Origin of the sequence: Paenibacillus violae, assembly GCF_032461945.1 — a bacterium.
Classification (GTDB): Bacteria; Bacillota; Bacilli; order Paenibacillales; family NBRC-103111; genus Paenibacillus_E; species Paenibacillus_E violae.
This window is the reverse complement of sequence record NZ_JAWCUD010000001.1, coordinates 767,264-784,838: the sequence shown is the minus strand read 5'-3', so window position 1 is coordinate 784,838 and position 17,575 is coordinate 767,264. Positions and strand designations below refer to the sequence as shown.

The window sequence follows — 17,575 nt, the reverse complement described above, 5'->3', positions numbered from 1 at the left end:
TGATGACTAGCCATTATTTTTAATGCTAGTTAGAGTCATTGTCAAACAACATAGTGAGGAGATAACATCCATGAAAATTACATTTACCGATTCAGCAATTGAGCGATTAACCCCATATATGGGCCAAGGTGACGCCCTGTTGAAGCTTGTTTTTGATACAGAAGGATGCGGTTGTTCCGTTAACGGCGTGCCGACGCTCTGGTTGGTTTCCGAAGAAACTCAACAGGATTTAACTGCCGAAACCAATGCTCTTAAGCTGATTTATAACAGCAAGGATGAAATTTTTTATGAATCGAATATGAAAATTGACTTTTCTGAAGGAAATAAATCCTATATACTGAAGAGTAATAATCAGATTTACAATGCCAGTATGAGCTTGGTCGACAAAAGATAAAGCTGCATGGGACGTATAAGCAGCACAATTACTTACCTGGAGGAGAAACCATGTCTTTGATTAGCGAAATTTTGAATTACAATGAACAATTTGTTGCAAAAGAGGAGTACAAAGAATTTCTGACTACGAAGTTTCCAGACAAAAAAATGGTTGTTCTAACATGTATGGATACGCGTTTAGTCGAATTATTGCCTAAGGCGATGAATTTGCACAACGGTGATGCCAAAATTATCAAAAATGCCGGAGCCATTGTCTCCCACCCATTTGGCAGTATTATGCGCAGTATCATTGTAGCTGTTTATGAGCTCGATGCAGATGAAGTATTCGTGATTGGCCATTACGACTGCGGGATGACGGGTCTGAACTCGGACAAGGTGATCGCAAGCGCCAAAAAACGCGGTATTTCCGATGATGTCATCTCAACGCTCGGCCATTCCGGTATCGATTTGTCAGGCTGGTTGACAGGTTTTGACCATGCCCGAGAAGGGATCGAGAAAAGCGTAAATATTATTCGCAATCATCCGCTGCTTCCCAAAAACTTACCGGTTCACGGGCTAATTATTGACCCGCAAACGGGAAGACTGGATTTAATCAAAGATGGCTATCAGGATGTTGAATAAGCACGATAACAAAACCTCACGGAAAACCGTGAGGTTTTTGTTTTCTATACCGACTCTTTAATAATCAATTTCTCTCTAGCATCGGTCCGCGGTCTCACGGCCGGTACTTGCTCCGGGTAACCCATATGCAGCAAGCCTACTATTTTCTCTCCTGGCTTAACGCCTACCGCCTCGCGGAAGTTAGGACTGTGAATAAATGGATTCGTTTTCCATACAACGCCAACCCCCACTTCCCAGGCAGCCAGTTGAAAGTTCTGAATCAGGCAGCAAACGCATGCGAAATCTTCTTCCCACTGTTTCTGCCTCGGATCTTCGTTCATGACGACAACGAGATGAGCCGGGATCTGCATGAAGTAGTCCAATTTCTGTGCTGCTAGCCTTTCCTTCTCCTCCGCCGTGTAGGTGCGGATCATGGCTTCAGCAAGCGGCTTACGCGCCTCGCCTTTGTATAAAACGAACCTCCAAGGCTCCCTTAGACCATGTGTTGGTGCCCATACCGCTACGTTCAGCAGCTCAGTTATGAGGTCCGTGTCGATGGGATCGCTTTTAAATGCGCGGACAGAACGTCTGTCTTTAATCAGTTCGCTGATTGCGCCTAATTTCTCATTTTGCATAATATTCATCGTGCGTGTGCCTCCAGTTTGGTTAGACTATTACTTCAGCATACAAATTACATCAACATACAAATATAAGTTCTATTCGACTACGCATTTCACGTAAACGATCATGATAATCATTCTCATTTTCGCAAATGGATATGTACCTGTCAATCTTTTCATGCCATTCTCTTCCTATTGATTGCAATTAAACTAACGTTTCTTCGAAGGGACATCCGGGTTTGGAAGCTGTTATTGGATCATGTTGGATAAAATCCAATGAGATGACTCTTCTGTTAACCAAACTTCGCTTTATATTGGACGAAATCCAATGAGCTCTATTAAAAGCTCTCAAAAAGCGACTACATTTATTCCTCCCCATGGATTTCGTCCAATGAGATGAGCTAAACGGTTGCCAAACTCATCCTTTTATTGGATTTCATCCAATGATAAGTAGTGCCCGGACTCCTAGCTCCCTTGCTGGTGCTGGGGAAAGGAAGCATTGGAGAAGCTAACTTCTCCTCCGTCGTTTAGCTTGTTAAGAGCACGGTTGGAGCGAATTTTTGAGGTGGTGAACCCCCAACACCGCTTACAACTTAGCGTTACTGAGACATTTGGCGGAGGGAGTACCTCATAGCTAGCGGTAAGTTGGTCTACGATACACCCTTGAGGAACTGCAGCCTGCTATTCTAACAAATTCAGCCTCGTTTCAATGTTCAAGCGGAACTACAGGGCCTTATTTGACCGCCTAATCCCGTTTTCTTTATGAAAACGGACAATTAGCGGCCCTCAGTTCCCCTCCACATGAAAAAGAGCCTATTTCGCAGAAATAGCGCCCTCTAGTTCCGCTTGCCGGGGAGACCGCTCAAGCAATAGCAGCAAATTTCGTGGAGTGCTCAACACAAATAAATAAGGGTAAGCCTAAGCTTACTCCTCAAGGATAAACGGCTTCGTCGTCCTTTTAGGACGGACTCGTTTGTCAAGGTAGATGCGAAGCAAAAGTATAAAACTTATACTTTCTTATCTACCAAAAAAAGTGCCCATCCCCAAGGGATGAGCACCTGCATGAACCTTACATAATCAACGTCTTCACCAAACGTTTTGCATCACCGTTCGGTGTAGTAACAACCTCGTAAAGGTTAATTTTAACATTCGTGTTTAGTTGTTCGGATTTAATTGAACCGAAATCGATAAACTGAATGCCGGACATAATTTTGTCCTGGCCTACGAAGCTCATGGTCTTGGTGCTTAACAGGCGGTCTTCGGAATCGACAACCTCGAAGACGAGGGATGAGAAGTTAGCGTCCGTGATGACCTGCTCTTGACGTTTCACATCCAAATCCAAGCGCAGACGGTATGCGTAAGATTGATCTTTACTATACGTTGCGCTGACCCTGTAATCGTTAATTGCAATACTAAACGGATACAAGGATACGGCACCGGTTGTTGGTACTGGTTGAACAGCTGTTTTGTAGGAGCCAATCGCTAAACGATTGGCATCATATAAGTTAAGTGCCAACTTATCTGCCGTTTCTGTACCAGGCACCATATAGGAGTAGTTCAACACATAACTGGTGTTCGGAGCGATCGTCTTCGCAACGGTAGATTGTCGAGCCCCCGAGTAAGTGTAGCCTTCAACGTTGGTCAGATCGGTTTGGAAATCCGGTAGATTTAATGATGTCGTACCTTTATTCGTCAGTTTATATTTGGCAACGATGGTTTTGAAGCCGAAGTCCGTATTCTCGCTCATTCCAAGCTCTACAAGCGATACATCAATATTCGAGTCAATGAGCGTATTCGACGTCAGCTTGAATGGTGTACCGAGTGTGTAATCTTCCGCAGCGGTATAAGAGGAGTCCTCTCCGCCTTGACCAGCTCCCGCCAGTGTCGTGATTGAAACCGGCAGCGACGCTGTTTTGCTATTACCGGAACTACCGGTATTGCCTGTATTCGTTGTATTTCCTGTATCGGAAGAACCTGTACCAGTACCCGTATCTGTACCCGTTCCCGTGTTCGTTTGCGTGCTGTTATTCGACGTACCTTGTTTCTCTGAAACGACCAGCTGCAAAGCATCTGTGCTCAGGCCTGCAGGCAAAATACCGGAGAAGCGGAAGGTCGTCGATTCATTTGGCGATAAGTAGGACGTCCGAACAGCATTATCTGAAGACGTAACCGCTACACTGCCGCGAAGTGCTTGAAAAGAAGCAGACAAGTTAGGAATCGTTACGATGCCATCACTTTTGTTCGTTAGGGTAACATTCGCTTGGAGATGCAGACCATCTGATTGTCTGCTAGCCGCTGCCCACGTTGTATTGATATGAAGCCCCTCTAAATCTGCGTCCGGGTATTGGGATGAGTCGCCGATCTTACCAATCACGAATGATTTCGCTACATTTAGTGACCCGAGCACCGTTGTTTTCACTTTGCCTTTTGGCGAGAAAAGCAGGGATAGCCCGTTCGCATCCAGGGATGCCGGAACTGCTGTTTGAATGGTTGTTTTAACAGGCTGCTGCGGCAGCAAGGTTTGACCTGATCCCGAGATAAACTGAGCAACGTAAGTCAATCCCTTGGCATCTTGCAAATTAAGTTCAAGCGCATCCGGCAGCTTTAGGGTCGTGTTGCTTAAATTTTCCAACGTCAAATCTGTATAAACCAACCAGGCACCGTCTTTGTAAACTCTGTAGCTATTGCCAAGCTGAGCGGTCACTAGCGCATCATCCGCGAAGGTAGTATCTACCTCCTGAAGGTTGATGACGGTTTGCTGCACCACGGTTTGCCCTGCTTCATCCATGGCAGCTTCTACGGATAAAGCCCCGATATCGTGCATCGTATTGTAGTTCCACTCGAAGATATCAACTTTCAGTTGACCAGGTGTCAAATTCGCTGGTATCTCGGAACTGAATTTGAAAGTCCCCGTCTCCCCCGCTTGCACACGGCCGTTTACTTTCTCACTCAGTTTAGCGGTATAAGATACTCCATTCGTATCCATCACTTTAACACCATAGTTGTTAAAATCCACGGGCGAAGCGCTGTTATTGTTCAGCCCCAGAGAGAAACGAAGGGAACCGTCGTCCGCTCCTGAGGACAAGGAAACCTTGTCTAATGTAAAGTAGACGGAGTCGCTCAGGAAGACGCCTTCCTTGCCAGCGAAAGCCGATGTGGCCAGAGGTAGTGTCAGGAAGCTTGCAGCCGTTAGCATAAGTGCTGAGCGGCTAAGCAAGCGTTTCATTTTAAGATGTTGCTTCACAGGTAGTCCTCCTCTTTCGTTCATCAATCAGATCGTAAGGCGTCAATCGGACGCAGTTTGGATGCTTTGTTAGCCGGATATAAACCGAAGATAACACCGACCAATACGGAAAATAAAAAGGCGTATAAACTAATATCAAAGGAAAGGCTAGTCGTTTGTTTCGGGCTGAAATAGGGCAGTGCGTAGGATAAACCGACCCCTAAACCAAGCCCGATAAGTCCGCCAAGTCCGCTGATGACGACGGCTTCGACAAGAAATTGGAGCAAAATATTGCGCCTTTTAGCACCAATGGATTTACGAATCCCGATTTCTCGCGTCCGTTCACTGACCGTCACCAACATAATGTTCATAATTCCGATACCGCCGACGAGCAAGGAAATAAGAGCAACAGCTACTAATTGATTCGTAAGTGTGTTCGTTGCTTCAGTCCGTGCCTTGAGCAGCTCATCCTGATTCGTTAGCACGAAGCCCGTATCGCTTTTGAATTTATAAGTTAAATATTGCTTCATCGTTTCTTGAGCTTTGTAAATATCTTCTTTGGTTGGTGCTTCGACGTAAGTCGTACGAATTTGCCCCAGCTTGAATACACGTCTTGCCGATTCCAGTGGCACAATGATAGAGCTATCTACCGAGGCTCCTCCAATATTAGAGCCTTTGGCTTCGAGGGTTCCGATAACACTGAATACAGCGCCATCGATATTGATCTCCTCTCCAACCGGATCCAAAGTGCCAAAAAATGTCTTGGCCACTTCGCTCCCCAAAATCGCTACATTGGAGCGAAACTCGAGATCCGTCGGCGATAAGTTACGACCCTTATCGACTTTCGCTTTAATAATGTCCAAGTATCGATCATTGGTTCCAAGTACGTTGTACTTTTCTTGCGTTCGGTCATATTTAATGTTGGAGCCATTTTTCGTCATTGTAGGCGCAATGGATTTGAACTCTTCAAAATTCTCGAAATTCATCAGTTCATTGTAATCCAATTGCGTCGCACGACCGTTTCCTGTCGCTGTAACAACGAGAAGGTTCGTCCCCATATTTTCATACTGCTTGGCGATTTGTTCCGAAGTTCCTTGCCCGATGGACACTAGCGTCACGACAGAGCTAACTCCGATAATAACTCCCAGCATCGTCAGAAAGGTACGCAGCGGACTTGAGACAATCGTCTGCAGCGACATCCTGAGCAGTTCATTTACCTTCATACGCTCACCTCTTGCTTTACATCGCTTTTGTCAGCGTTATTCCGGTAGTCATCAATGATGACGCCGTCACGAAGAGCAACGACGCGCTTGGCATTATCGGCAATATGATGATCATGAGTAATCAGAACAATGGTATTTCCCTGCGCATTCAGCTGCAAAATTAACTCCAGAACTTCTTCCCCCGTTCGGGAATCCAATGCTCCTGTCGGTTCATCCGCCAAGATCAGAGATGGCGAAATCGCAAGAGCTCGGGCGATCGCCACACGTTGTTGTTGACCACCGGATAACTCGCTGGGCTTATGATGGCCCCGCTCTCCCATGCCGAGCATTTTGAGCATTTCATGCGCCCGCTCCCGCCGTTCTTTTCTTGGAATTCCAGCATAAATCATCGGAAGCTCCACATTTTCCATTGCGGATAAACGGGGCAATAGGTTAAATTGTTGAAAAATAAAGCCGATCTTTTGATTACGAAGCGCTGCGAGCTCATTATCACTCATCCGTTCGGTTACGACACCGTCCAGGATATAGCTCCCCGACGTCGGAACGTCCAGGAGCCCAATGGTATTCATAAGCGTTGATTTACCGGATCCGCTGGGCCCGATGATGGCTACGAAGTCGCCTTCTTCAACAGTAAGCGAAATGCTGCGCAGGATAGGTAGATCTTCTGAACCGCGTTTATAGGTTTTGACAATATCTTTTAGTTCAATGATATTCATACCGCACTAACTCCTTTCCAGCAGTGTTATCTGTTACCGCCACCGCCGCCTCCACCACCGCCATTTGTCCGGGTAGCTCCGCCTGCACCGCCACCAGCACCGCCGCCAAATCCGCCAGCTCCACCTGCTCCGCCGTTTTGTTGGAACTGCTGTCTTAAGCGATTAATTTCGTCCTGGCTAAGGTTTTGTTGTCTTTTTACTGAAGTAGGAAGAACTACTTTATCCCCTTCACTCAGACCTTCCGTGATTTCAATTTGCGTTTTCGAACGAATACCGATTTTCACCTCATGATCAGGCTCTACGGTTCCATCCGCTTTTTTCAATGTGACAATGCGCTTGCCTTTTTGTAATTGCAATGCTTCAGGAGGTATGTAAATCGCATCTTTCTTGTCTTGAATCAAAATCTCACCTGTAGCCGTCATGCCGTATTTCAATACATTATCTTTGTTATCAGCAGCGAGTACGACATCATAAGCCGTTACACCGTTCGTTGTTGTACCAACAGAAGAAATTTGCGTTACTTCCGCCGGGAAAATGCGGCCAGGGTAAGCGTCGACCTTGATTTCAGCTTTCATCCCAAGCTTAACATTAGGCAAGTCTAATTCATCCACCTGTACCGGAAGCTGCATTTTGGCAATGCTCGCAACAGCTCCTAACTGCATACCGCTGGTTACCTTGGTTCCAACTTGTAGAAGACTAAGAATATCATTGCGTTTGTTAACAAAGTCCGTTGAGAATACACCATCAAATGGCGCTAAGATTTTAAGTCCATCCACCTTGTCTTGCGCTGAGTCCACTTTCAACTTCGCACGCTCTAGAGCAGACTGTTTCGTGAGAATATCATCGCCGATCGTATCATTTGAGAACGTTGCAAGTAAGTCACCTTGACGAACCATATTGCCTGTTTTTAAAGGCATCGTGGCCACATTGCCGGTTGTGCCTGCCAAGACAGTTGTGACTTTCACATATTGAAGCGCAGCTTTCGCTTGCGAATCAACCGAACGCCCGCCGATCGTCACACTGCCCAGTACGCTCGTACCTGCATCCATCGAGTTGTCATTGGGAACGGCAACATCAATATCGACTACTTTACCGCCTTTTCCATCCGATTTCGGGTCTTTAGAAATGCTTTGAATCTTACCTGTTTTCGTGATCATATAGCCATCTATCGTAATATCAACAGGATCGCCATTATGCAGCTGTGCAGCATCTTCTACAAAAAATGGCAGCGTCACTGTCAAGTTGTTTACATCGGAAATGGTTGCAATTTTAGTCGACTTGTTAATCGTAGCTCCTTCCTCCAGGTTCGTGGCATACGTAAGTTTCCCGCTAACAGGAGCCTTAACAGCCATTAAACCTTGTTGAGCTATCAAAGAATCCAAGTCCTTTTGCGTTTGCTCGTAAGTCAACTGTGCATCCTGCAAATCACTTTCCAAGCTTGTACTCGTCAATTCTAAAAGAACATCCCCGGCCTTCACCGCCAGGTTCCGTTTTAGATTAATGGATTTAATGTCCGAATCAACCGGGACAGAGATCGTTTGTGTATCTTTGGGCTCGAACTGGGCTGTACCCGAAACGGAAGAACGGATATTGCCTTTTTTAACCTCGTAAATAGCCTCCTTCACGTCCGCTGCTTTGCTTTTCTTACCTTTCGTCAAATAAACATAAGTGCCGCTTCCGCAGACAATTACCGCGATCAAAATTATAAACCACTTACTGCGATACCATTTCATGAAGTAACTTCCTCCTTAGAGTTTGGACATGAGTAATTCCATTAACTGCTGCTCTACGCTGATCCCCATGCTTCGAGGATCGAACTGGTTTTCTCCATGCTCACGGTCAATGAAGTCTGACTCTGCCTGTCGATCGGTCTTTCTTTTTTGCATAAAAGCTTTCACCCGCTTCTCCCGTTCCTCGGAAGAGAGCTCATCCCCCTGGTTGCCCGCAGCACGCTCAGCAAATCGCGCCTTTTCTTGCTTGGATTGTTCCTCTAGAAAAGCAATTTGATCTGCCGTCAAGCCGCCAAGAACAAGCTTGCGTTCGGATTCGTTCATGCTTCCTTCATCTATGCTTTTACGGACTAATGGAAGTATCGTCTCTGCTTGCTTAGCAGTAATGGACAAATTGGCATGCCGGTCCATAAGAAGCAGTTCTTGAGAGAACATGACCAGCTGCATCTCCTTCACATTCTGGACGTCTTCTGTGAGGTTTTCTTCGGGGAGAGCTTGCTCGGTTATTGGGGGCGATGCGATCACAGCCTGCGTTGAGGAAAGATCCGGCAAATGAGTCTGACAACCACCCAATAGGAAGGAAAAAAGCGTCAAACCCATAGCTGCTTTCCAAGTGTACTTCATCAAACATACACCTCCAAGACAAAAAAATCCTGTCCAATAGGATCAGGATACATTTCAAACATGAAATAAGTTTGTTTAAGTTGTAAAAAAATTGTGAAACTCTACGAAATTCGCGGAAATGTTACACGAAATTCGGTTCCTTCCCCTACTCGGCTGCGTACTTGGATCGTGCCATGCATCCCTGTGACTAAATGCTTCACAATCGTAAGTCCAAGCCCCGTGCCCGTTGGTACGTCTGATCTTGATGTTCTTGCTTCATCCGCTTTATAGAAACGATCCCAAATGCGTGCTAACTCGGCATCCGTCATCCCGGTTCCCGTATCACGAATGAACAGATGGACTTCATGCTCCGCCTCTTCCAAGGCAACGGTTAACGTCCCGCCTTTTGGCGTGAATTTTAAAGAATTATAAATTAAATTATGGACGATCTGAGCAAATCGGTCAGGGTCTAGCGGAACTTGCGCAGGCTCCTTATCCGGGTTAGGCAAAATAAGATGCAATGATATTTCATTGACAGCAATCGGCGCTTTCAATAATTCCAATGATTCTTCAAGTGCTTCTGTCATGACAACCGGTCTAAGTCGAAACACATCGACACCATTTTGAATCTGAGCAAGGTCTAATAAGTCCGTCACGAGACGCTGCAGCCGTTGAACCTCTTGATCACAGATGCGCAGGTAATGCGAGTATTTCTCTTCAGGGATGATCTTATCGTTCATCGCCACGATGAAACCACGCAGTGTCGTAAGCGGTGAACGCAGCTCATGGGATACATTCGTCAGAAACTCCTGCCGAGTACCTTCCCATTCTTCCAATTGCTCCACCATGAAGTTGAAGCTTGCAGCAAGCTGCCCGACCTCATCGTGTGAAGTAACTGGAACACGTGTCGTAAAATCGCCATGTGCCAATTCGAGTGCCGCACGGTTCATCTGCTGAAGTGGGCCGGCAAGTTTTCGTGAAATAATGTAGAGAATGAACCCTACAGCCAGCAGAGAAAACAAAAGCGGAACCAAAATATTAACCCTTACAGCGGAAATAGCTTCACTAATGTCCTCAGCCGGAAAATGCAAAATGAAGACCATGGGCTGCTCATTTAATTGATAGGGGGCGTGATACGTAAAGACATTAATCGTTCTTCCCTGCGGCGTCGTTACAGTGACCATCCCGTAACCGCTGTGGCCATGCAATCCGTCGATAAACTGAGCATCCATCTGCTTAGGGATCGTTCGACCTTCACTGTCGGAGGAGCCGTTCAGAATATTCCCTTTATCGTCAACGAGCCATACCTGCCCATTAATGCTTCTCGCTAGAATGCGTACGGTGTACTTCAGTTCCCTTGTGGAAATCGTGCCGTCTTGAACAGAGTTCATAAGACGGGTTACCTCGACAACCCGTTTCTCCAGCAGTTCAACTTTGTCCTTATAAAACAAATCCGTAAAATAATAGTTCCAGAACAAAAACAATCCCGCAAAGAAAAGCACACATGTCGCCAGGAACGACAAGAAGATTTTCAGATAAAGGCTGTTATATTTGCCCTTTAGCCAAAGCTTAAACATGCTGGACCACCTCAAACGAATACCCAATCCCCCAGAGCGTTTGAATGTTCCACGTATCGTGCTGTCCCAGCTTTTTACGCAAATTCTTTACATGAGCGTCAACCGTACGCGTGCCACCGGTAAAATCAAAATTCCACACATAGCCGAGCAGATCCTCGCGTGTGAAAACGCGGCTTGGATGGCTGGTCAGGAAATGCAGAAGTTCAATTTCCTTCGGTGTGAGATCAATTCGTTTCCCTCCTACGGTTACGCGATACTGATCCAAATCAATCACAATATTTCCGATTTCCAATAATTTACGTGACGACGAATTTTGCGAGGCTGACACTTCTGTCGGCACTTGAACCGTACGTCGCAGTACAGCCTTAATGCGGGCAATAAGCTCATTAGGATCAAATGGCTTGACTAAGTAATCGTCAACACCTAAGTTAAATCCTCGTAATTTATCAATGGATTCGCCTTTGGCCGTTAGAAAAATAATCGGCGTCTGATGAAACGGAGCATCCATTTTACGAATCATCTCGCATAGCTCATAACCAGAAATATCCGGGAGCATAATGTCGAGTAGAACTAAGCTCGGTCTCTCTTCTACAATTGTACGAAGAACCTCCTGTCCTCGCGGCAGCAGAATCGGTTCATAATTGGAATGCTCCAAATACAATCTAACCACTTCGGCAATATTCGGCTCATCATCTACGACAAGTACTTTACCTTCCGAGTTCACTTGGCGCCACCCTTTTCCTTACGAATTTGCTGTTGTCTTGCTCTTTCTTCAATGACGTCTGACCGGTCTCTTCGCGTATGTTTTTGAATGAGTTCGATATCGGCCATTCGGCTTGGTGCATGCCACATCAACCCTCTTCGCTCGCATTCAGCCTCGCATAACGCTACTAACTCCAAATCAGCGATCGGTAAATTAATATCTTGATACAAATAACCATCCCGCTCGATTTGAGCCCAAGTTTGTCCAATTAACTGGCCAAGCTTCACAGGATCAAGCCCCAAAGAAGCCGCATGCTCAGCCTGTGCATTACGCTCTGCGCTTTGCAGCATTTTTACGGCACCTGCACGATTCCCGCGCCTGATATGATACATACCAACCGCTATTTGTATCAACGCGACATACGTTCTGCAGCGTTCGTCCTCTGGATGCTCTTTCCAAAATTCTTCCATGACCTCATGACACTCAAAATAATCTCGCTCTGCATGAAAATGCAGTAAATATTCGATATAAGCTTCCGGATACTGCTTCATAAATCGTTCCTCCACCTTGTTCTGATCACGATAATGACTATGTATACCTCATGTTACTCGAAAGTTGTTCCATCGTCCAACATCACCTTTCGATTCATAAGTGTTTCTAGCTATTTCCAACGCAACCAATCTATCATTCGGTACGTCTTATTAAGTAGATTAAGAGAAAGAGGCGTGATCTATGAAAGTTGGAAAATGGCTGCTGACGAGTACCCTTTTGTTATCAATAACGATACCGCAGGCTGTACAAGCAGCAGGAGCAACAAGCGGAACTACCGATAAAACAACGAAATACCGCGTTTATCAGTATAATCAAGTGCTCATGGAATTTGCTACATATAAACAAGCGGAAACTTTTGCCAAAGGTTTTTCCAATAGTTATGTGGAAGAGATTGGCACACGCAAGTGGTTGTGGAACAATTTTCCTCGCTATCAAGTTTATCAATTGGACGCTACACTCCCAGAATGGCAATTCCCTACACTAGATGCAGCTATTGCTGAAGCGAAAAAATGGTCCAATGCCAGTGTTCGTGATCTAACATCCACGGGCTGGGTGTGGGACAACTACCCTCATTATCAAGTATATCAAAATGAAGTTACCTTAGACGCTTGGAGATTTCAAACGCTGAATGATGCTATCGCCGAAGCAAAGAAATGGGGCAGTGCCCATATCATTGACTTAAACAGTCGGGCTTGGGTCTGGGACAACATTTCTAATGAGGATAAAACATCGCTGCGTGCCGGAGATCCTATATATAAGGTCTATCAAGGTACTTTTTCAGCCGATAACTGGGAATTTGCTTCCTTGGAGGATGCGATAAAAGAAGCATTGAACTGGGGCAACTCGACCGTCGTAAATAAAAACACGAAAAAAACCGTATACAGCAATCTTAAATCCTATAAAGTATACCAAAATGATACCTTTCTTCAGGACTTCACTTCATTAGATGCAGCCATTGACTATGCAAAATTATGGGGGCACGCCACCATATTCATGGATGGCCACAAAATTTGGAACAATTTTGCCGCTTATCAAGTGTTCCAGAACGCCTCTCTGATCGGTGAATATACTAACCTTCCTGATGCGCTGAACTATAGCGTGCAGTACAACAACAGCTCCATTCAAACGCTTGAACATCGAATACTTTGGGATAATTTCAAGAAATTACAAGTGTGGGGATGGAACGGCCAATCCGGCGGCGATGCGATAAAAGCACAAATCTCGAACACGGTTGGACTGGATGTTGATTCACCAAGCTATTTCGAGCTACAGGACGCTGCTGGTAATCTCAAAGACAGCTCGAATCCCGATACTGTAAAATGGCTGCAAAGCAGCGGTTATACCGTATACCCTCTCGTCAGCAATCAATTCAATGCCAGCTTAACGACGCAATTCCTTGCCGATAGTAAGGCCCAAGATAAATTCATTAAAGCTCTGGTTGATCGTTCCGTGCAGCTTGGTGTTCCTGGCATCAACGTCGACTTCGAAAGTCTTGCAGGCTCGGATCGCAATGCATTCACTGCTTTTATTACCAAATTAACAACTTACGCGCATTCAAACGGCTTGGCTATTTCCATCGATTTACCGCGCGGCAGTGTCAAATGGAATCATCTTTCCGCTTTTGACCATGAGAAGCTCGGCGGCATTGTGGATTACGTCGTTATCATGGCCTATGACCAATTTTATAAGGGGAGTACCTCCGCCGGTTCCGTTGCCGGTCTTCCCTGGACAGACGGTGGGATTCAAGAATTTTTATCCTATGGCATCCCGCGGGACAAAATCATCCTAGGCATCCCTTATTATGTGCGGGAATGGAAATTGGACGCAGCCGGCGCCTTGCAAAGTAATCGGACTGTGCTGATGAAGGATATTCCAGCTTTGCTCGCTTCCAAAACGGTCAAACAGACGTGGGATGCAACTTACGGACAGTATCGCGTGGAATACCAAGAAGACGGCTTTACTTATGTATTCTGGTTAGAAGATGCCGCAACCGTTAAGGCTCGTTTGGATGTGGCGAAAAAGTACGACATCGCCGGTGTCGCAGCTTGGCGGCTTGGTTATGATTCGTCGGACTTGTGGACGATGATTTTGCAGAACAAGTAATGCGTGTAAAGCAGAAAAGCACTGTCAGGATGTTCCTGACAGTGCTTTTACGTTTACTATTGTTCCACGGTGCATCTACGGTCAACACCATTTTTGGGTAAGACACCAACTATTTTGCGAAAATACCGGCTAGACTCACTTTGAGGGAACTGGAGTCCGCTATTCGGAGGAAAATGTAGTTTTTCCCTAGTTTAGCGGAACTACAGGGCTTTATTTTGTCCTCCGCAGCACGTTTTCGGGTGAAATCGGCAAAATAGTGGAACGTAGTTCCCCAACAAGTAGAAAATACGCCTTTTCAGGAAAATAGCTGACTGTAGTTCCTTTGTGTATCGCTCCTTGCTCAGGTTCACAGTAGATTCCATTCGTTAAATATTGTTGCCGTTCCACAATCCGAGCAATACTTAGCGTCTGGCTTATTCACCTTCGAACATCCTTTGTGGAGCAACGTTTTTTCCCGTGTACAACGGTTCTTGAGTGGAGCTCCGCATTTGATACAATATCTTTCCTCTTTGTCCGCAACATACTTGCACCTGACACATTGCTGAAATTCCTTTTCAGCCATAACTTCACCTTCTTGAAGTAGGGTCTCCACTTCAAGTATATGAGGTCATTCATATGAATGGTGAATGCGAACCTTTATACTTTTTTCCATTTTCGTGTCTGACCATGTATAAAAACGTGCCTTTTTACCCCACCCTATGAGGTAAAGGAGGTGAATAACCAATGGCAAAAGATGTGCTTTGCGAAGTTAATTCTTGCAAAAACTGGGCAAATGGCAATAAATGCAACGCGTCCTCAATTTATGTCGTGAGCCACCACGGCAGCAATCAGGCGCGCAATTCCGAAGAAACAGACTGCAAAACGTTTGAACCTAAAGTTTAGTTTTGGAACTACTCAACTTAGACATGAAGATTGTGGAGGCCCTTTCGGGCCTCTTTTTTCTTTCTATTGCTATTGTAACCAATAATGATAATTATTATCATTGAATAGTGAAAAGATTTTCGAGGTCTTCGAGATCCTGTGTCGGCGCTTGGCAGACAAAGTTGTGACATACGTAGGCTGTCGCGCGTCCTCCGAGGGGCAGCTTGTCCTGCACAAGCGGAATCAGCTTGCGCACTTCTTCTCCCGCTGCCCCTGGCGGGTGAAGAATCAGCAGCGCATTCGGCAGGAACTGCCGCTGTACAGCGCGCAGCATGTGCTGCGTCTCTGGCTTCGCCGGGTCGCCGGCGATGACAATTTCGCTGGCTTCGCTGTAAGCGAAATCGAGCGCGGACAGCATGAGCGAATGGCCCGGCGGGTAAGACGCGACAGCTCCGGCAAAAGCCAGGAGCTGCTCATCCGCAGCCTGCGACAGCTTCGCGTCGTAGGTCAGCTTGGCCAGCCGCTGCATGTTCAGCGCGGCTGCGGCGTTACCCGACGGCATTGCGCCGTCGTAGATCTCTTTGGGGCGGGTGAGCAGCTGCTCGGCATCGCTGCCGTAGAAGAAGAGCCCGCCCTTCTCTTCGTCTCCGAAGAGACGAAGCATCTCTGCGTTCAGCTGGACCGCTTCACGGAGATAGCGCAGCTCGAACGTGGTCTCGTACAGCTCGATCAGTCCCCAAACGAGGAACGCGTAGTCGTCCACGTAGCCTGGAAAAGCGGCCTCGCCGTCGCGGTAGCGGGCGAGCAAGCGCCCATCTTCGCGGCGCAGCTCACGAAGCAGGAAGTCCGCGGCTTTCGTAGCCGCCTCCGCGAAAGCCGGTTGGTCCAAGGCACGGGCCGCCTTGGACAGCGCAGCGATCATCAGACCGTTCCACGCGGTCAGAATCTTGTCGTCTTTGCCCGGATGGATGCGCTTCTCGCGATGCTCGAACAGCTTGGTACGGGCTTCCTCCATCCGCTGCTTCAGCTGATCCAGAGGGATCTGCTTCCGCTTCGCAAAAGAAGCTAGCGTCGTCTGAATCAGATTCGGGATGTTATGCCCTTCGAAATTACCCGACTCCGTAATATCAAACAACTCAGAGAAGAGGTCTCCCTCCTCTATGCCTAGCACAAGTTCTACCTCGTCGGGTGTCCAAACGTAGAACTTGCCCTCTTCGCCTTCGGAATCTGCATCCTCCGCCGAATAGAAAGCGCCTCCAACGTCGGTCATGTCTCGTAGTACATAGGTAATGATCTGCTCCGCTACCTCAGCGTACTTGGCTTTGCCAGTAACTTGATAAGCTTCTACATAGGTCATAAGCAAAAGCGCATTATCATACAGCATCTTCTCAAAGTGCGGGACCAGCCATTGGGAATCAACCGAATACCTGGAAAAACCATATCCAATGTGATCGTACATACCACCGCGATGCATGGCATCCAGCGTCTTTTCCACCATTTCAAGGGCGCGTCCGTTCCCTGTTTTCTTATGATACCTGAGCAGAAAAGACAAATTGTGCGAGGTTGGAAATTTTGGCGCACTTCCAAATCCCCCAAACTCAGGGTCGAACGAGCTCTCATATAAACGGAACGCTTCGTGAAGCGTCTCTTCCGTTAATTCACCGCCAGATTGATGTTCCAGCAACCGAGCTGTTGTCTCTTGAATGATCTGTTCCCCAACTTCGCGAACGCGCTCAGCGTCTTCCCGCCACTTCCCTGCAAGTTGCGCTAGCACTTCCACCATCCCGGCGCGATTGTACTTTCGGCTGCGTGGGAAATACGTACCTGCGAAGAAAGGTTTCTTCTCCGGTGTCAGGAACACCGTGAGCGGCCACCCGCCTTGTCCCGTCATCGCTTGGCACACCGCCATGTAAATGTGATCGATGTCTGGGCGTTCTTCACGGTCTACTTTAATTGAGATGAAATCTTTATTTAGCATGTCGGCAATGGTCTGGTCTTCGAAGGATTCGTGAGCCATGACGTGGCACCAGTGGCAAGTTGAATACCCAATAGATAGGAAAATTGGCTTATTCTCTTGCTTCGCTTTCTCAAACGCTTCTTCGGACCAAGGGAACCAGTCGACCGGGTTGTAGGCGTGCTGTAGCAAATAGGGGGATTTTTCGTTAATAAGAGCGTTTGATTTTCGTTCAGACATTATATACTCCCTTTCTATATTTAAATAAAACTTTTTTTTAAGTTACAAGTTCAACTATACAAGTTGTATTGTTCTTCTTAAACGTTTAACAAGCATGTCAATAAATAAACCTAACAAAAACCAAGTAATACAAAATATAAAATATGTTAAAAAAGTAACTTGTAACAGTATACTGCTCGAAGCTCCCCATTTATTATTTTCAAAATCAAACATCCAATGTCTCATTGGTTCAACATCTGCAAGAATATTAATTGGTGGAATTGATCTAATAAAAATATTTGCTAAACCACTCCCCATATAATCACTTAAACAAATAATGATACTTACCGTAGAAATCCAGAAGGAAAATCTTCTTCTTAATAATGACAACTGCATCACCATCCGTTTTTATAATCAAACTGTTGAGTGTCAAATGAATTCCGTTAAACTTCATCCGAATTATAAAAATGTCCCCCACCACCCGTGTTCTCATCTATC

Annotated in this window: 15 protein-coding genes; 4 read left to right on the top strand and 11 right to left on the bottom strand. The window is 46.2% G+C overall.

Annotated features, from left to right (window positions below):
* Positions 1-70 precede the first annotated feature (70 nt).
* Both RQP52_RS03320 and RQP52_RS03315 read left to right on the top strand, forming a co-directional pair.
* The gene (locus tag RQP52_RS03320) at positions 71-394 is read left to right on the top strand and encodes an iron-sulfur cluster biosynthesis family protein (RefSeq protein ID WP_315949442.1); all 324 of its coding nucleotides are present in this window, start codon (positions 71-73) and stop codon (positions 392-394) included.
* A 50-nt stretch (positions 395-444) separates the two neighbouring features.
* Positions 445-1,014 (top strand): beta-class carbonic anhydrase, encoded by a 570-nt coding sequence (locus RQP52_RS03315; RefSeq protein ID WP_315949440.1) that lies wholly within the window; start codon positions 445-447, stop codon positions 1,012-1,014.
* Between the two features lie 44 nt (positions 1,015-1,058).
* Here RQP52_RS03315 and RQP52_RS03310 read toward each other — a convergent pair whose 3' ends face one another.
* The 9 genes from RQP52_RS03310 to RQP52_RS03270 form a co-directional block, all read right to left on the bottom strand.
* Positions 1,059-1,637: a nitroreductase family protein gene (locus RQP52_RS03310; protein WP_315949438.1), complete on the bottom strand. Its 579-nt coding sequence runs from the start codon at positions 1,635-1,637 to the stop codon at positions 1,059-1,061.
* A gap of 1,045 nt (positions 1,638-2,682) precedes the next feature.
* Entirely contained in the window at positions 2,683-4,857 is a 2,175-nt protein-coding gene (locus RQP52_RS03305) for a hypothetical protein (protein ID WP_315949436.1), read from the bottom strand.
* Positions 4,858-4,880: 23 nt separating this feature from the next.
* Positions 4,881-6,059, bottom strand: a complete 1,179-nt coding sequence (locus RQP52_RS03300; RefSeq protein ID WP_315949435.1) for an ABC transporter permease — start codon at positions 6,057-6,059, stop codon at positions 4,881-4,883.
* The gene (locus RQP52_RS03295; protein WP_127451607.1) at positions 6,056-6,775 is read right to left on the bottom strand and encodes an ABC transporter ATP-binding protein; all 720 of its coding nucleotides are present in this window, start codon (positions 6,773-6,775) and stop codon (positions 6,056-6,058) included. The genes RQP52_RS03300 and RQP52_RS03295 overlap by 4 nt, the downstream gene beginning before the upstream one ends.
* Before the next feature lie 26 nt (positions 6,776-6,801).
* Positions 6,802-8,508: an efflux RND transporter periplasmic adaptor subunit gene (locus tag RQP52_RS03290; protein ID WP_315949433.1), complete on the bottom strand. Its 1,707-nt coding sequence runs from the start codon at positions 8,506-8,508 to the stop codon at positions 6,802-6,804.
* Between the two features lie 15 nt (positions 8,509-8,523).
* Complete coding sequence (locus tag RQP52_RS03285) at positions 8,524-9,129, bottom strand: hypothetical protein (protein ID WP_315949432.1); 606 nt, start codon at positions 9,127-9,129, stop codon at positions 8,524-8,526.
* Between the two features lie 101 nt (positions 9,130-9,230).
* Positions 9,231-10,685, bottom strand: a complete 1,455-nt coding sequence (locus RQP52_RS03280) for a sensor histidine kinase (protein ID WP_315949431.1) — start codon at positions 10,683-10,685, stop codon at positions 9,231-9,233.
* Positions 10,678-11,409, bottom strand: a complete 732-nt coding sequence (locus RQP52_RS03275) for a response regulator transcription factor (RefSeq protein WP_315949429.1) — start codon at positions 11,407-11,409, stop codon at positions 10,678-10,680. Before RQP52_RS03275 ends, RQP52_RS03280 begins: the two co-directional genes overlap by 8 nt.
* The gene (locus tag RQP52_RS03270) at positions 11,406-11,939 is read right to left on the bottom strand and encodes a DUF309 domain-containing protein (RefSeq protein ID WP_315949428.1); all 534 of its coding nucleotides are present in this window, start codon (positions 11,937-11,939) and stop codon (positions 11,406-11,408) included. Before RQP52_RS03270 ends, RQP52_RS03275 begins: the two co-directional genes overlap by 4 nt.
* A gap of 181 nt (positions 11,940-12,120) precedes the next feature.
* Here RQP52_RS03270 and RQP52_RS03265 point away from each other — a divergent pair, with 181 nt between their 5' ends.
* Complete coding sequence (locus RQP52_RS03265; protein ID WP_315949426.1) at positions 12,121-14,043, top strand: glycosyl hydrolase family 18 protein; 1,923 nt, start codon at positions 12,121-12,123, stop codon at positions 14,041-14,043.
* 346 nt (positions 14,044-14,389) lie between these two features.
* Here the strand turns inward: RQP52_RS03265 and RQP52_RS36400 are convergent, their stop codons facing one another.
* Entirely contained in the window at positions 14,390-14,605 is a 216-nt protein-coding gene (locus tag RQP52_RS36400) for a double zinc ribbon domain-containing protein (RefSeq protein ID WP_379174481.1), read from the bottom strand.
* Positions 14,606-14,766: 161 nt separating this feature from the next.
* On the opposite strand from RQP52_RS36400, the gene RQP52_RS03260 reads away from it, so the two are divergent.
* The gene (locus tag RQP52_RS03260) at positions 14,767-14,925 is read left to right on the top strand and encodes a DUF1540 domain-containing protein (protein ID WP_157324647.1); all 159 of its coding nucleotides are present in this window, start codon (positions 14,767-14,769) and stop codon (positions 14,923-14,925) included.
* A 97-nt stretch (positions 14,926-15,022) separates the two neighbouring features.
* On the opposite strand, the gene RQP52_RS03255 is transcribed toward RQP52_RS03260, so the two are convergent.
* Positions 15,023-17,098 carry a thioredoxin domain-containing protein gene (locus tag RQP52_RS03255; RefSeq protein WP_315949425.1) on the bottom strand — a complete coding sequence of 692 codons (2,076 nt, stop codon included), beginning with the start codon at positions 17,096-17,098 and terminating at the stop codon, positions 15,023-15,025.
* Between the last annotated feature and the right edge of the window lie 477 nt (positions 17,099-17,575).

What these genes read in the sequence shown, in the direction of transcription:
- RQP52_RS03320 (WP_315949442.1), top strand. Translation starts at nt 71, where the DNA reads ATGAAAATTACATTTACCGATTCAGCAATTGAGCGATTAACCCCATAT.
- RQP52_RS03280 (WP_315949431.1), bottom strand. Translation starts at nt 10,685, where the DNA reads ATGTTTAAGCTTTGGCTAAAGGGCAAATATAACAGCCTTTATCTGAAA.
- RQP52_RS03300 (WP_315949435.1), bottom strand. Translation starts at nt 6,059, where the DNA reads ATGAAGGTAAATGAACTGCTCAGGATGTCGCTGCAGACGATTGTCTCA.
- RQP52_RS03290 (WP_315949433.1), bottom strand. Translation starts at nt 8,508, where the DNA reads ATGAAATGGTATCGCAGTAAGTGGTTTATAATTTTGATCGCGGTAATT.
- RQP52_RS03315 (WP_315949440.1), top strand. Translation starts at nt 445, where the DNA reads ATGTCTTTGATTAGCGAAATTTTGAATTACAATGAACAATTTGTTGCA.
- RQP52_RS36400 (WP_379174481.1), bottom strand. Translation starts at nt 14,605, where the DNA reads ATGGCTGAAAAGGAATTTCAGCAATGTGTCAGGTGCAAGTATGTTGCG.
- RQP52_RS03270 (WP_315949428.1), bottom strand. Translation starts at nt 11,939, where the DNA reads ATGAAGCAGTATCCGGAAGCTTATATCGAATATTTACTGCATTTTCAT.
- RQP52_RS03295 (WP_127451607.1), bottom strand. Translation starts at nt 6,775, where the DNA reads ATGAATATCATTGAACTAAAAGATATTGTCAAAACCTATAAACGCGGT.
- RQP52_RS03260 (WP_157324647.1), top strand. Translation starts at nt 14,767, where the DNA reads ATGGCAAAAGATGTGCTTTGCGAAGTTAATTCTTGCAAAAACTGGGCA.
- RQP52_RS03310 (WP_315949438.1), bottom strand. Translation starts at nt 1,637, where the DNA reads ATGAATATTATGCAAAATGAGAAATTAGGCGCAATCAGCGAACTGATT.
- RQP52_RS03265 (WP_315949426.1), top strand. Translation starts at nt 12,121, where the DNA reads ATGAAAGTTGGAAAATGGCTGCTGACGAGTACCCTTTTGTTATCAATA.
- RQP52_RS03285 (WP_315949432.1), bottom strand. Translation starts at nt 9,129, where the DNA reads ATGAAGTACACTTGGAAAGCAGCTATGGGTTTGACGCTTTTTTCCTTC.
- RQP52_RS03255 (WP_315949425.1), bottom strand. Translation starts at nt 17,098, where the DNA reads ATGTCTGAACGAAAATCAAACGCTCTTATTAACGAAAAATCCCCCTAT.